The sequence below is a fragment of the Gemmatimonadaceae bacterium genome, from assembly GCA_020852815.1.
In the GTDB taxonomy this organism is placed as follows: Bacteria; Gemmatimonadota; Gemmatimonadetes; order Gemmatimonadales; family Gemmatimonadaceae; genus SCN-70-22.
The window spans coordinates 87,095-101,255 of record JADZAN010000014.1 but is presented as its reverse complement, the minus strand read 5'-3'; the positions used below and the strand labels follow the sequence as shown (position 1 = coordinate 101,255).

At 68.3% G+C, this 14,161-nt stretch carries 13 protein-coding genes; all 13 read left to right on the top strand.

The genetic code is table 11. The features are described 5' to 3' along the window. The first annotated feature begins 62 nt into the window (after positions 1 to 62). The gene (flgL, locus tag IT359_07900; GenBank protein ID MCC6928894.1) at positions 63 to 944 is read left to right on the top strand and encodes a flagellar hook-associated protein FlgL; all 882 of its coding nucleotides are present in this window, start codon (positions 63 to 65) and stop codon (positions 942 to 944) included. Continuing rightward, a complete protein-coding gene (gene fliW, locus IT359_07895; GenBank protein MCC6928893.1) occupies positions 941 to 1,441 on the top strand; it encodes a flagellar assembly protein FliW in 501 nt (166 codons plus the stop codon). The genes flgL and fliW overlap by 4 nt, the downstream gene beginning before the upstream one ends. A 232-nt stretch (positions 1,442 to 1,673) precedes the next feature. Continuing rightward, positions 1,674 to 5,453, top strand: a complete 3,780-nt coding sequence (locus tag IT359_07890) for a tetratricopeptide repeat protein (GenBank protein MCC6928892.1) — start codon at positions 1,674 to 1,676, stop codon at positions 5,451 to 5,453. 56 nt (positions 5,454 to 5,509) lie between these two features. Further along, positions 5,510 to 6,151 (top strand): class I SAM-dependent methyltransferase, encoded by a 642-nt coding sequence (locus tag IT359_07885; protein MCC6928891.1) that lies wholly within the window; start codon positions 5,510 to 5,512, stop codon positions 6,149 to 6,151. 130 nt (positions 6,152 to 6,281) lie between these two features. Beyond that, entirely contained in the window at positions 6,282 to 7,109 is an 828-nt protein-coding gene (locus IT359_07880) for an FkbM family methyltransferase (GenBank protein ID MCC6928890.1), read from the top strand. Positions 7,110 to 7,413: 304 nt separating this feature from the next. Then, entirely contained in the window at positions 7,414 to 8,508 is a 1,095-nt protein-coding gene (locus tag IT359_07875; GenBank protein ID MCC6928889.1) for a flagellin, read from the top strand. Positions 8,509 to 8,605: 97 nt separating this feature from the next. Further along, positions 8,606 to 11,278, top strand: a complete 2,673-nt coding sequence (gene fliD, locus IT359_07870; GenBank protein MCC6928888.1) for a flagellar filament capping protein FliD — start codon at positions 8,606 to 8,608, stop codon at positions 11,276 to 11,278. A 62-nt stretch (positions 11,279 to 11,340) separates the two neighbouring features. Beyond that, positions 11,341 to 11,754: a flagellar export chaperone FliS gene (gene fliS / locus IT359_07865; GenBank protein ID MCC6928887.1), complete on the top strand. Its 414-nt coding sequence runs from the start codon at positions 11,341 to 11,343 to the stop codon at positions 11,752 to 11,754. A gap of 5 nt (positions 11,755 to 11,759) precedes the next feature. Continuing rightward, positions 11,760 to 12,188, top strand: coding sequence for a hypothetical protein (locus IT359_07860; protein ID MCC6928886.1), 429 nt, complete (start codon positions 11,760 to 11,762; stop codon positions 12,186 to 12,188). Between the two features lie 15 nt (positions 12,189 to 12,203). After that, a complete protein-coding gene (locus IT359_07855; protein MCC6928885.1) occupies positions 12,204 to 12,569 on the top strand; it encodes a hypothetical protein in 366 nt (121 codons plus the stop codon). Positions 12,570 to 12,686: 117 nt separating this feature from the next. After that, positions 12,687 to 12,998: a flagellar biosynthesis anti-sigma factor FlgM gene (locus IT359_07850; protein ID MCC6928884.1), complete on the top strand. Its 312-nt coding sequence runs from the start codon at positions 12,687 to 12,689 to the stop codon at positions 12,996 to 12,998. A 27-nt stretch (positions 12,999 to 13,025) separates the two neighbouring features. Next, the gene (locus tag IT359_07845; GenBank protein ID MCC6928883.1) at positions 13,026 to 13,403 is read left to right on the top strand and encodes a response regulator; all 378 of its coding nucleotides are present in this window, start codon (positions 13,026 to 13,028) and stop codon (positions 13,401 to 13,403) included. Positions 13,404 to 13,405: 2 nt separating this feature from the next. Continuing rightward, positions 13,406 to 14,125 (top strand): hypothetical protein, encoded by a 720-nt coding sequence (locus IT359_07840; GenBank protein MCC6928882.1) that lies wholly within the window; start codon positions 13,406 to 13,408, stop codon positions 14,123 to 14,125. Positions 14,126 to 14,161 lie beyond the last annotated feature (36 nt).

Genomic DNA, 14,161 nt, shown 5'->3' with positions numbered 1-14,161 from the left:
CCGGAAATCTTCGGCCCTCCCAGGCCTCCACGCCCGAACCCACTCGCCCGAGCTGACGCCGCATGCGGATTACCAACAATATGGTGAGCCGGAACTCGCTGATCTCGCTGCAGCGATCGCTGAAAGCGATGAACGAGGCGCAGGAACGGGCCACCGACGGACTCCGGGTCGAGAAGGCTTCTGACGACCCCTCGGCGGCCACGTCCATCATGGCCTCGGGGTCGTCGATTCGTGCCATCGACCAGTACAAGCGCAACATCAACTCCGCGCGCGCACGACTCGATCGTGAGGAAACGGTCCTCGATTCTGTCACGCAGGTGCTCGAGCGCGCCAAGGAACTCGGACTCCAGCAGGGGAGCAGCACGGCCGACGCCCAGACGCGCAACACTGCCAAGGCCGAGATCGACCAGCTGCTCCAGACCGTGGTGCAGCTCGGCAATTCGCAGCATCAGGGCGAGTACCTGTTTGGCGGCGACCAGTCGAACGTGGCGCCGTTCAACTCGAACACGCCCCCCTTTACCGCGGCCGCGCCCACCGGGACGCGCCGCACCGAGATCTCGTCGGCGCTGAGCGTGCGCACGAACCACAACGGCACCGAGATCTTCCTCAATACCGGCGTCCTGGCCGCGCTCGACCAACTGTCCACCGCGCTTGGCGCCAACGACCAGACGGGGATCCAGAACAGCCTGTCTCAGCTCGACAGTGCGCACGCCGGCGTGCAAGTCCTTGTCGGCGAAACCGGGGCGGCATCGCAGCAGCTCGACGTCGCGACCTCGAACCTCGATGCCCTCGATACCTCGCTGCGCTCGTTCAAGTCGCAGCTGCAAGACGTCGACATCGAAAAGGCCGTCTCGGAGCTGGTGGGGCGGCAGACCGCCTATCAGGCGGCCATGCTGGCGACCTCCCGCGTGTTGAGCCTCAACCTGGCCGACTACCTCAGATGAGCGCTTCCGTCGCTGCCGCGACCGACGATCGGCTCCCGATCGCCTCGGACCTCCTGGGTCCCATCAGCATTCCCTCGAACGAACTCGTGCGCTTCCCGGGCGGCCTGTACGGTTTTCCGGAGTGCCGCACCTTCGCCCTCGTCCCCGCGGCGCGCGAGGGGCTGTTCTGGCTGCAATCGGCGGAATACAGCGCCCTTTCGTTTCTCCTGGCCGACCCGTTCACCTGGTTCCCCGAGTACCACATCGACGTCGATGACGTCGACATCGCGCGCCTTGGGACCAACGATCCGCAGCACATTCTGGTGCTGGCGATCGTGACGATGCCGGCGGGTGCGGGCGACCCGTGCACGGCCAACCTGCACGCGCCGGTGCTCTTCAACGTGCGCGACCGCCACGCGCACCAGTCGATCCGCCCCGACGACGGCTACGGGATCCGCGAGCCGTTCTTCCTCGACCAGCAGCCCCCCGCCGAGTCACTCGCGGGCGCCGGCGCCTAACGAAGCGCGCCAGCGGTCGGCACATCCTGCCGCTCCCGGTCACCCTTGCCGGGTTTCCCGGGAGCGGACGCCGGACCCCAAACAGTCAAGTATATATCTTGCAACGAGTTGCCACATGGCATGCTCGGTGCAAAAGCTCTTCGTGGATTCGTGTGTCCATGCGCGTGCGCGTTCGCGTGCGCGCGCCTCGCGCACGAGCGATGCACCACCGACACGAAGGGACCACTGGCCCATGGCCGCTGTTACTGCACCGAACGATCGCGCCGCGCAGGCGCACTTCAACGACGCGGTCGCGCGCCACCTCGCGGGCGACGCGAAGGGCGCGATTGCCCTCTACAAGAAGGCGCTTGCTGCCGACCCGGGCTTTGCCGAAGCCTGCAACAACCTCGCGACGCTCTTTGCCTCCCGCGGCGACGAGGGCGAGGCGGAACAACTCCTCGAGCGTGCGGTCGCGCTCAAGCCCGACTACGGCGAGGCGCACAACAACATTGGTCTCATGCGCGCCACGCGCGGCGATCATGCGCGCGCCGTCCCCGCCTTTGAGCGTGCGATCGCCCTCGACGGGACCAAGCCGGCCTGGCTCAACAACCTCGGCAACTCGTATGTCGAGATGTTCCGCTTCGCCGATGCACTCGAGACGTACGATGCGGCGCTCCGGATAGATCCGACCAACGCCGAGTGCTGGTCCAACCGCGGCTTGGCGCTGCGCGGGCTCCGCCGTCCGGAGGAAGCGAGCGCCTCGTTCCGCCGCGCCATCGCCCTCGTGCCGGCGCACGTGAATGCCATCAGCAACCTCGCCGTCGTCCTCAAGGAGCAGAAGCAACTCGACGAGGCGGTGACGACGATGGCGCGGGCCACCGAGCTCGATCCCGCCAACGTCGCGGTCTGGGTCAACTTCGCCGCCATTCACGAGGCGCGCGGCGAGTACGACCGCATGCGCGAACTGGCGCAACGGGCGCTCGAGATCGACCCAAACTATCCGGAGGCATACAACCTCCTCGCCAATGCCGAGATGGAGGCGGGGCGCTACGATGAGGCACTCGCGCTGTATGAGAGGTCGCTCGCCCTGGATCCTGACAACCGCAACGCCAACTGGAATCTCGCGCTCATCTGGCTCCTGCACGGCGACTTCGAGCGGGGATGGAAGCAATTCGAGTGGCGCAAGCGGCTGCAATCGGTCGTCTTCGACCATGGGACCTATCCGGGCGCCCAGTGGGAGGGCGAGTCGCTTGCCGGCCGCGACATCCTCCTGCACAGCGAACAGGGAATCGGCGATGCGATCCAGTTCATCCGCTATGCCAGGCTGCTCAAGGCACAGGGTGCACGGCGCGTCTATCTCGAGTGCCCCTACCCGATCGTCCCGCTGCTGAGCGGCGTTGCCGGAGTCGACGGCGTGATCGCACGTGGCGTGACACTCCCTTCATATGATGTGCATGCGAACCTGATGAGCCTTCCCGCGCTCCTCGGCACCACGCTCGCCAGTGTTCCGGCGCGGGTGCCGTACATCCCCGTCGAGCCGCGCGCCGCTCGCGATCTCGTCGCGGTGGAGCCGGGGGAGCTGGCGGTCGGCTTCGTGTGGGCCGGCAATCCCGTGCATGCGCGCGACTTCCTGCGCTCGGCGCCACTCGATGCGTTCCGCGCGCTGGCCGCGACGCCGGGTGCGCGCTTCTTCTCGCTGCAGAAGGGAGAGGCGGCGGAGCGCGAGCTGGCGGCGCATCCCATCGACGGCGTCGTGAACCTCGCGCCGCACCTGAACGACTTCCGCGATACCGCCGCCGTCATCGATGCGCTCGATCTGGTCATTACCGTCGACACGTCGGTGGCGCACCTGGCGGGGGCGTTAGGCAAGGAGACGTGGCTCCTCCTCCCGCACGTCCCCGATTTCCGGTGGATGCTGGAGCGCGACGACTCGCCGTGGTATCCCACCATGCGCCTCTATCGCCAATCCGTGCCGCGCGATTGGGAAAGCGTGTTCGCTCACGTCGAGCGCGCGCTGCGCGAGCGCGTGGCCGCCGTACCGATTGCCGAGCCAACACGCCCCGCGAGCGACGCGGAAGCGCTCAGCGCTGCTGTGGACGCAGTCGTCACGCTTCCCTCGGCCACGCGCGTCGCCGATGGGCGGGCGCGCTTCGACCTGTGGCTGCCACTAGCACTGCTCGCCGATTCGGCGCGCTTCGCGGAGTACGAGGCCGAGCTGGTTGGCGGGGGGCATGACCTTCCCGTGCGCGCCTTCCTCGACGACTGGCTGTCGAGTGAGGACGTCGTGCTCGACGTGCGCCCCGGGTTGGGGCTGACGGCACTGTCTGCGGTGACCGCTCCCACTCCGCCGGCGCTGCTCGTCGTTGCCGACGCCGACACGGCCAATGTTACGCGCGTGACGCAGCTCGCCAATCGGCGCGCGCCGGTGGTGCGCACCGAGTGCGCCCCCGACGTGGTCGGTGCGTTGGCGGTTGCCTGCGCTAGCGGCGGTGGTCGTGTGGCCGTGCGCCTGGGGTCGAGCCGCGATGCCGAGCCGCTCGCCGACGCCATCGGCCGCCAGCCGCAAGGGCAGCGCCCGCAGGTGATCCTCTGGTCGTCTGCCGTCCCCAACGAGCTGCAGCCAATCTTCGCATTCCTCGCGTCGCTGGACTACGTCACCGTCACGCTCTCGCTGCACGAGGGCGAGCCGTCGCTCGACGCGATCGAGGAGATGGCGCGCGCCCAGTCCCTCGTCTCGCTCTTGCCCGAGACGCTGGCCGAGCTGGAACGGCGGGTGGCGACGGCGGGGGAGAGGGGGCCGGACCACGCGGCACACTCGTCAGGCAGTGAGGCGTCGCGATATGAGGTCGTGACCGATCGCGTCACCCAGCTGGGAATCGACTGGGAGCTGCGCGCCGACACCGGCTGGGGAGTGTACGGCACCAACCTGGCGCTCGAGCTCGAGCGACACGGCGCGCCGCGCCCGGCCATCTTCGCCGCCGACACCAGCTCGCACGCTCCCCTCGTGCGATTCCGGCTCGACCGGGCACTACGCGAGGGGAGCGAGCGCGTCGCCGCGCTCAACCGTACGCCGGACCCTGTCGCCTTCGACGGTGTGATGCTGCGCGCCATGGGGAACAACTTCGCGCACGGCGCGCTGTGGGACCGCGTGCGGGCGACGCGCAATATCGGCCTGGTCTTCTTCGAGGACACGGCGTTCGACGCCGAGGCGCTGGCGCGTGCCGCGGCGCTCGACCTCGTGGTCTGCGGATCGCACTGGAACGAGCAGCTGCTGCGTGCGCGCGGGCTCACCAACGTTGCCACCGTGCTGCAGGGGATCGACCCCACCGTCTTTCACCCGGCGCCGCGCAGCGGGCACCTTGCCGAACGCTTCGTGATCTTCTCGGGTGGGAAGCTCGAGTATCGCAAGGGGCAGGACATCGTCGCGCGCGCCTTCCGCATCTTCCAGCAGCGCCATCCCGACGCCTTGCTCCTGACGGCGTGGCACAACAACTGGCCGCAGCTCATTGCCGACATGGACCTTGCCGGGCACATGTCGGGGGCGCCCCCGGTCGTGAACGGCCGGGTCGACGTGGCCGGTTGGCTGGCGCGCAACGGGATCCCGGCCGGCGCCGTGCTCGACGTGGGGCACACGCCTAACGCGCTGATGGGGCAGGTGGTGCGCGAAGCCGATGTCGCCCTCTTTGCCAACCGCGCGGAAGGGGGGACCAACCTCGTCGCCATGGAGTGCATGGCCGCCGGCGTTCCCACGATCGTCTCCGACAACACCGGGCACCGCGACCTGGTCGCGACGCGCGGGTGCCTCCCGCTGACCCGCCAGCACGCCGTGCGCAAGCCCACGCGCTTCTACCGCGAGGTGGAAGGGTGGGGCGAGAGCGACGTCGAGGAGATGGTGGCCGCCCTTGAGCAGGTCTACACCGATCGCGCAGCCGTGCAGGCCATGGCTACGCGCGGCGCCGCAGCCATGGCCGGCATGAGCTGGCAGCGCCAGGTGGAGGAGTTCCTCGCCACCATCCGCCCCCTCCTCGCCTAACGAGACGTCGCCGCGCGCCGCCTCTCTCCCGTCTCCCGTCCCCCGTCCGCCCTTCCATGCCCACCATCATCGACATCCGCGACAGCTATCGCTCCACGCTGGCCTTCGTCCCCACGCGGGTCGAACTCCCGATCCTCCTCAACGAGCGTCGGCTGTTCGGCTGTGGCGTGGAGATCGGCGTCCAGAAGGGCGAGTACTCGGAGGTGCTCCTCAAGTACTGGCGCGGGCGACACCTGATCTCCGTCGATCCGTGGCGGGAGGACGCCCCGGAGAACTACATCGACATTGCCAACGTGCAGCAGACGGTGCACGACTCGTTCTACGACGTCACGCGCCAGCGCCTGGCGCCGTTCGCCGGCCGGAGTTCCATCTGGCGCATGACCTCGATCGAGGCGGCACCGCGCATCCCCGACTATTCGCTCGACTTCGTCTATATCGACGCGCGCCACGACTACCCGTCGGTGCTGGAGGACCTCGCGGCGTGGTATCCCAAGGTGCGCCCCGGTGGGATCGTCGCCGGACACGACTACATCGACGGCAACTTCCCCGCCGGCGACTTCGGCGTGAAGTCGGCCGTGGATGAGTTCTTCGCCGCGCGCGAACTCGCCGTCTACAGCACCCTCCTCGACCCGCCCTGGCTCACCTGGCTCGTCGAAGTCCCACCGCCCCCCGCCGCCACCGCTTTCCCCGACGTCTAGGAAAGCCGCACCCTCCCTCGTCCCCATCCTTCGCTGGCGCAGGTTCCTCGTCCCCAGCCTTCGCTGGGGCAGGCCTCTCGTCTCCAGCCTTCGCTGGGGCAGGCCTCTCGTCCTCTCGTCCTCCGCCCTCATGAGACAAGAACTCACCATCTCGCTCAACACCGGCAACGGTGCCCGCCAGCTGCGCCTCCTGCTCGACGCGACGCGCATGAGCCAGCGCTTCATGCTCAACGACCTCACGGCCGGACGCCTCTACGAGTCCGAGACCTCGAACTTCGTGGGGTCGATCCTCCAGCCGGGCGACACCTTCATCGACATCGGAGCCCACGTGGGCTACTTCTCGATGCTGGCGGCGCAGCTCGTGGGACCTACCGGCGCGGTCTTCTCGTTCGAGCCGGAGCCGGCCAACTACGCGCACCTCCTGGAGCACATCGATCTGAACGGCGCCACCCACGTCCGCCCCCTGCACTGGGCGGTTGGGGCGTCCCCGTCGATCGCCGAGTTCTTCGTGAACGCCGACAACGACGGCGGGCACGCCCTGTGGGAAGTGGGGCGCCATCCGTTCAACGAGCAGACGCGCAAGGCTCCCGTCAGCCGCAAAGTGTTCGTCACCTCGCTCGATACCTTCTTCGAGGGACGCGACATGCGCACGCTCAAGGCGATCAAGATCGACGCCGAGGGGGCGGAGTTCGCGATCCTGGTCGGTGCGCGCGACCTCCTGCGCCGCGCCCGCATCCCCTTCATCATCGCCGAGATCAACCGCTACGGCCTGGAGTCCATGGGGGCCAGCGAGCGCCACGTCCGCGCGCTGATGACGGAACTCGGCTACGAGACCTACCTCTTCCAGCCCGGGCAGTCGTACATCCAGCGATTGCAGCCGGAGGAGACGCCGCAGACCGACTATGTCTTCAACGTGCTGTTCCGGCATCCGGAGGCGCCGGCGCTGGCGGCGGCGTAGGGCGGACGGGGGACGGGAGACGGGAGACGGGAGACGGGAGTGCCGGCGCGCTTCGCTGCGCTGCGCGCGCCGGCGTCGGCCCCAAACGTGTGACTTGGCGCACCCCCCCCGCGAACGGCGCCCCCGGGCGCCGTTCGCACTCCCGTCCCCCGTCCCCCGTCTCCCGTCTGCCTTTCCAAGTTTCTTCGCTGATTCCTAAAGTCCCTCGCCCAATCCTCCGATACACGGTCTTGGAGGGACGGCACACCGCCGGAACCCCGGAGGGGAACGGATTCCCCTACTTCAAGACCAAGGAGCAGGAACGATGCGTATCAACACGAACGTCAGCGCACTGCGCGCCCAGGGCAACCTCACTCGCGTCAACGAGGATGTCTCGAAGTCGATGGCGAAGTTGTCGTCGGGCTTCCGTATCACCCGCGCGGCTGACGACGCGGCCGGCCTCGGGATCGCGAACGTCCTTCGTGCGGACATTCGCTCGCTCGGGCAGGCAGCGCGCAACTCGGAGCAGGCCAACTCGGTGCTGAACATCGCCGAAGGTGCGGCCGGCACGGTGCAGAAGATGCTGGAGCGCATGAAGGAACTCGCGTCGCAGGCGGCGTCTGACAGCGTCGACTCGGCCGGACGTGCACGCATCACGTCGGAGTACCAGGCGCTTCGCAACGAAATCGACCGTACGGTCTCGACGGTCAAGTTCCAGGGCAACACGCTGCTCAACGGTGCCTTCGGCGCGACGGTCAACACCTCGTCCACCGCCCTGGCCACCACCACCGGCGTCTACGACATCAAGCTGACGGGTGCCAGCACGGGCGCGCTCACGCTGTCGTCGGGCTCGAGCATCGTCACCCTGACGAACGGTTCGGTTTCGCAGACCCTCGGCGTCACCGCTGGCACCAAGCAGACGCTGAACTTCTCGTCGCTCGGCGTCACCCTCGAGACGAACCAGACCGTCGGTGCGGCCACCTTGGCCGGCAACATCACCGTCGGCGCCGGTACGGGCACGTTCCTCGTCTCCTCGTCCGGGCAGTACAGCGGCAACGACGCGATCACGATCACTGGTTCGCAGCTCAACCTGTCGTCGACGTCCCTGACCGTCACGACCGACCCGACCACCCTGGCCAACGCGCAGTCGGCGATGAGCCAGATCGACCAGGCCATCACCTCGGTGAACACGGCCCTCGGCGTGATCGGTTCGCTCCAGAGCCGTATCGAAGTTGCCACGGAGAACGTCCGCACCACGATCCAGAACTTCAGTGCGGCCGAGTCCACGATTCGTGACCTCGACATGGCCTCGGAGATGACGACGTTCACCAAGAACCAGGTGCTCTCGCAGGCGGGCACGGCAATGCTGGCCCAGGCCAACGCGGCTGGTCAGAGCATTCTCTCTCTCCTCCGCGGGTAACCGCAGAGGGCAGGGTAGCCTAGCGAGACGAGCGTAGGATCCCGGGGCCGGCGACGATGCCGGTCCCGGGCCTTCGCGCAAAGAGGGCAGGGACCCCATGGCCGACTCCATCAGCAGCATAACCGGACTTGCAAGCGGCGTTCAGTGGCGCGATCTGGTCGATCAGCTGATCTCCATCGAGACGCAGCGCAAGCTCGACCCCATCACCACGAAGAAGACGCTGGCCCAGAAGCGCACCGACGCCTGGACCAGCTACCAGACGCTTGCGCTCAAGTTCCGCGACGCCTCTAACGCGCTGCGCGACAGCGCCAGCTTCGGCGCGTTCCAGGTGACGGGCGGCACCAGTGCCACCAGCGGACGCACGCTGCTCACCGCGAGCGCGTCGTCAGGTGCAACTCCCGGCAACTTTGCCGTCGAGGTGCTCGACGTGGCCCGCGCCAACAAGCTGTCGGGGAACGTCGTCTCGAGCGCCACCACCGCGCTCGGGCTTACCGGGGAGTTTGCCGTCAACGGCCAGAAGGTCACGGTCGTCGCGTCCGACACCCTCAGCAACGTTCGCGACAAGATCAACGCCCTCAACGCGGGGAACTCGCCATCGGGCGTCACCGCGTCGGTCCTCAGCACAGGGTCCACGCAGCACCGCCTCGTCCTCACCGCCGACACCACTGGCGCGTCGGGGATCGAGCTCACCGACGATGCGGCGGGGACGCTCCAGTCCCTCGGCGTCGTCGACGGCACCAAGTCGCTCAACGTGGCCGCCGACGGCGGCGTCCAGTCGAGCAAGGTGTCGTCCACCACGGCGGCCATCGCCGCCATGATGGGGGTCACCATGCCCCCGCCCAGCACCATCACCGTCGGCGGTCGCACCATCTCCGTCGACCTCACCGTCGACTCGCTCTCCTCCATCGCCGCCAAGATTGCGGCTGCCGGGGGCAACGCGACGGTCACCAGCGAGACGGTGAACGGGAAGTCCGCCTACCGCCTCGTCACCAGCGACACGGTCAGCGCCTCCTCCGTCGATGGCCAGCGCACCCTCGAGGTGCTCGGCTTCGTGAAGAATGGGCGCAGCGGGATCAAGCAGGACGTCACCAGCGAGAACGCGTACAGCGACGGCTCGGGCGCCACCGCCACGGCGTCTACCCTCCTGTCCGGGCTCAGCGTCAACGGCAATGCCCTGGGCCTGGTCGCCGGCGACACCTTCAACGTGCAGGGGCAGCGCGGCGACGGAAGCACCGTCTCCCTCTCCTTCACCGTTGGCGCCAGCGACACGCTCCAGACTGTCCTCGACAAGATCAACGACGCCACCAGCGGCTTTGGCGCCGGCTCGCGCACGGCCACGGCCACCCTCAGCGGCGGGAAGATTGTCCTTGCCGACAGTGGGGCCGGCGATTCGCAGCTCGCGCTCTCGCTCTCGGCGACGCGTGCATCTGACGGGAGCACCGTCCCCCTCGGGCGGCAGCTCGTCAGCACCGTCGGACGCCAGCGCGAGGTCGTCACCGGCTCCGATGCGGCCATTCGCGTCGACGGTGTAGTCGTGAAGCGCGCGACCAACACCATCAGCGACGCGCTCAACGGCGTCACGCTCAACCTGCAGCAGGCGGAGGTCGGGACCACCGTCTCCGTCAACGTGGCGCGCGACGCCGACGCCCTGGCCACCAAGGTCAAGGCGGTCGCCGATGCCTACAACGCGCTGGTCAAGTTCCGCACCGACCAGCAGAAGGACGGGCAGCCGCTCAAGGGGAGCGCGACGCTGCGCTCGACCATCGCCACGCTCACGTCGCAACTCCTCTCCAACGTCTCGGGGCTCAGCGGAAACTTCGTCCGCGCCGGCTCGGCCGGGCTCGCCCTGCAGTCGGACGGGACGCTCAAACTCGACGAAACCAGCTTCAAGGCTTCGCTCTCGAGCAACTTCACCGACGTCGTCAATCTGTTTGCCACCTCGGGAACTAGCACGAACTCGGCGCTCACGTACTACACGTCGACAGCCAAGACCGTCCCTGGCTCCTACGCCGTCGACATCACCGCCGCGGCCACTGTCCCCACCGTCACCGGGACCGGCTTCTCGGGAACCTACGTCGACGACGCCACCGCCGATTCGCTCACCATCACCGATGCCGTGAGCGGGACGTCGGGGAGCATCTCGCTCACCAACGGCGATACGATCGACTCGATCGTCACGCGCCTCAACTCCCTGTTCGCCACGTCGAAGATGGCGATCACGGCGTCCAAGAGCGGCAATGACCTGGTCCTCTCCGGCACGCGCTACGGGAGCGGCTCGACCTTCACCGTGGCCTACGCCGGCGGTGGCGCCGATGGTAGCGCGCAGCTCGGCATCGCGGCACAGTCGTTCGCCGGGACCGATGTCGCCGGGACCATCGGGGGCGTGGCCGCCACGGGGAGCGGGCAGATCCTGACCGCCGCGCCTCCCCTGGTTGGCGACCCGCTCGATGGGCTCTCCGTCGCCTACACGGGAACAGCAACCGGCGCCATCGGAAACGTCGCCTTCACCCTCGGGGTGGGGGGGATGCTGTACAACGTCTCCGACATCTTCGCCCGCCCGGACGGAACGATCTACGACCAGCAGCAGGCGTTGGAGAAGTCGATCAACGACCTGACCACTCGTGCCGATACTGTCCAGCAGCAGATCGACCGCCGCCGCACCGCACTCATCGCGCAGTTCACGGCAATGGAGACGGCGATCAGCAGGATCCAGTCGCAGGGCTCCTCGCTCACGAACTTGCTCAACTCCCTGAGTTCATCGAGCGACTGACCTGCGGCCGCCACGGGCCGTCCGCACGAGGTCCATCACTCGCACGCTGGACGTGAGGCTGCATGTCGTACGGCGCATTTGCCAAGCAGGCCGCGCGATACCGCGAGGCGGAGGTTCTCTCCGCCTCGCCCGCGCAACTGGTCGTCATCGTCTACGAGCACCTGCTCATCAACCTGCGCCGCGCACGCTTGCAGCTGGCAGACGCCGACGCCGCGCCGCGCTCCGACTCGCTGGAGCGCGCGCGCGCTGCGCTCACCGAGCTCCTCGTCACCCTCGATCACCAGAAGGGGGGCGACCTCGCCGCCAGGCTGCAGGCGATCTACACCTTCATGCTCGCCGAGCTCTCGGTGGTGGGCGTCAAGCCCGATGCGTCGCGGCTCGACGCCATCATCGCCCTCGCCGGCGAGCTGCACGACGCCTTCTCGCAGGTGGCCCGCGCCGCCGCTGAGTCGCCCAACGCCGTCGCCGCCGGATAAGCGCCATGCCTCCTGCCGTGCCGGGAGCGGCCGAGCTCTTGCAGCTCCTCGAGCGATTCACCGCCCTCACGGCCACGGCCATCCAGTCTGTGGATTCGGGGGACGAGGCCGCGCTCCTTGCCGCCCTCGACGCGCGTGAGCTGCTCGCGCCGCGCACGACGCAGTTGGCCACGTCGCTCGGCGACACACGGCGCAACGCCACCTCCCGATCCACGCGCGACGCCCTCGATGCTGCGCTGCGCCCCATCCGCGCCGCGGCGGCGCAGGCGGAGCGCGTCAACGGCGAGTTGGCGCGCAAGGCGCACGCGGCGCGCCTCGTCATCGGCGAGCAGCTCGACCGCCTGCGCCACGACTCTGCTGCGCGCCACGCCTATGCATCCGTCGCCGGTCGCGGCAATGGCGCCGGGCGTTCGCATCTCGACCGCACCCGTTAGGCGGCGAGTCGCGCCATGCCTCCACGCTGGGAATCCCCGTTCGAGCCGCGCTCGCACCGCGACACCGCGCTCCTGGCCGAGGTGCTGGGCGCCCTGCAGGCGCAGCTGACGGAAACGCCCGGCGCCGCGGCGGCGAGCTCCAACGATGTCGAGCCGCCAAGCGCCGAGGTGCAGGAGTTGATTAGTGCCGCGGTGGCCGAGCTGCACCGCGTGGCCCCGCCCTTGCTGCAGGGAACCGGTGTCGCTCCCGTCCTGGGGAGCGGCGTCGTGCAGGAACTCCTGCGCCGCCAGCGCGAGGCGCGTGCGGTCAACGGTGCGCACGCCGCGCTGGATGCCGTCGCCGAGCCGGCGCCACCGCCAACCGTCGACGAACGGCTCTGACTACTGGCGGCGCAACCGAGCGCCGCGCATCAGCGGTGGTTCGCCGGCGACGTGGCACGCATTGCGCATTAAGTTCCGTCCCACCACGGCCGATACCAAAAGTCAAGGAGGATGCCGATGAAGATCCAAGGCGGCAATGGGGGACCGATTCGCCCCGATCGTTCGCGCGACCTGTCGACCCAGTCGGTCGATCAGCAGGGGCGCGCGATCGACCCGGCGAACACGCGAACTCCCGCACAGGTAGAGAAGTTCGATCGTGTCGAGATCTCGGATGCGGGGCGTGCCAAGGCCGCCCAGCTCGAGCCGACCACCCCCGGCACGGAACAGCGCCTCGCCGAAGTGCGGCGGCGCGTCCTCAACGGCGCCTACGACGCCGATGCCGTCGTGGGCGAGGTCGCGCGCCGGATCATCGAACGCGGTGACGTCTAGCACAATTCCCCGCAGGAGACCCGGTCCATGAAGATCCTCGTCGTCGACGACTCGGCCACGATGCGGCGTATCCTCGTCAACTCGCTCCAGCGCATCGGATACAGCGAGTGCGTCGAGGCCGGCGACGGACGCGAGGCGATCGAAAAGTTCGATGCCTCGGTCGGATTCGTCATCACCGACTGGAACATGCCTAACATGTCCGGGCTCGACCTCACGCGGGCCCTGCGCGCCCATGCCGACGGCAAGGCCGTTCCCATCCTCATGGTCACGACGCGCAGCGTCAAGGAAGACATCATCGCCGCCGTCCAGGCAGGGGTCAACAACTACATCGTGAAGCCGTTCACGCCGCAGGTCTTGAAGGAAAAGATCGATGCGATCCTGAGCGGCGCCGCGGCGGCAGCGTGACCATGAGCGCCAAACAACCCATCGAGCTCCTGTACGACTCCGAGGCGACGCTTCGCCTGGTCGACACCGCCATCCAGGAGATGGGAGAACTCGACGCTGAGACGGCGCCGTCGGTCGAGCAGCGCCTGCGCACCGCCATGAGCCAGACGCCCGGCAGCCCGCTCGGGCTCGTCGGACTCTCGGACCTGCTGGCGCGCGGCTACGCCGAGATCCTCGGCGTCCTCGACTCGCTGCGCCAGAGCCGTCACCTCCTCGAGCGCGCCGCCGTCGAGAAGATCCAGCACACGCATGACAAGCTGCGCGAGGTGTCCAGCGCCACCGAGACGGCGGCCACCGACATCCTCAACGGCCTCGATCGCGCCAACACGCTGGTCGATGACCTCGACGCGTATGCGAACACGCACGGTGAACCCGACGACGCGGCGAGCACGATCCGCGGATCCCTGCGCGACGAACTGTTCGCTCTCATGGGGCACATGCAGTTCCAGGACATCACCAGCCAGCAGCTCACGTATGCGTCGGCCGTGCTGACCGAGATGGAGACGCGCCTCGCCAACGTCGCCAAGGTGTTCGACCCGGCGGTCTTCGGCGGCGCGCGCCCCGACAGTGCGTCGTCGCTCCCCACCGGCCCGGTGACCTACGATCCGAATGCCTCGACGCAGAACCGCGCCGAGCGTCAGGCGGTCGCCGACGAGATCGTCGCCACCAAGGCCAGCGCCTAGCGGTTCGCGTCGGCGACCCCGCCCAACTGCGCCCCG

Coding starts and splice junctions, on each gene's coding strand:
- flgL (MCC6928894.1), top strand. CDS start 63: ATGCGGATTACCAACAATATGGTGAGCCGGAACTCGCTGATCTCGCTG.
- fliS (MCC6928887.1), top strand. CDS start 11,341: ATGTCGTACGGCGCATTTGCCAAGCAGGCCGCGCGATACCGCGAGGCG.
- fliD (MCC6928888.1), top strand. CDS start 8,606: ATGGCCGACTCCATCAGCAGCATAACCGGACTTGCAAGCGGCGTTCAG.
- IT359_07845 (MCC6928883.1), top strand. CDS start 13,026: ATGAAGATCCTCGTCGTCGACGACTCGGCCACGATGCGGCGTATCCTC.
- IT359_07860 (MCC6928886.1), top strand. CDS start 11,760: ATGCCTCCTGCCGTGCCGGGAGCGGCCGAGCTCTTGCAGCTCCTCGAG.
- IT359_07890 (MCC6928892.1), top strand. CDS start 1,674: ATGGCCGCTGTTACTGCACCGAACGATCGCGCCGCGCAGGCGCACTTC.
- IT359_07880 (MCC6928890.1), top strand. CDS start 6,282: ATGAGACAAGAACTCACCATCTCGCTCAACACCGGCAACGGTGCCCGC.
- IT359_07855 (MCC6928885.1), top strand. CDS start 12,204: ATGCCTCCACGCTGGGAATCCCCGTTCGAGCCGCGCTCGCACCGCGAC.
- IT359_07840 (MCC6928882.1), top strand. CDS start 13,406: ATGAGCGCCAAACAACCCATCGAGCTCCTGTACGACTCCGAGGCGACG.
- fliW (MCC6928893.1), top strand. CDS start 941: ATGAGCGCTTCCGTCGCTGCCGCGACCGACGATCGGCTCCCGATCGCC.
- IT359_07885 (MCC6928891.1), top strand. CDS start 5,510: ATGCCCACCATCATCGACATCCGCGACAGCTATCGCTCCACGCTGGCC.
- IT359_07850 (MCC6928884.1), top strand. CDS start 12,687: ATGAAGATCCAAGGCGGCAATGGGGGACCGATTCGCCCCGATCGTTCG.
- IT359_07875 (MCC6928889.1), top strand. CDS start 7,414: ATGCGTATCAACACGAACGTCAGCGCACTGCGCGCCCAGGGCAACCTC.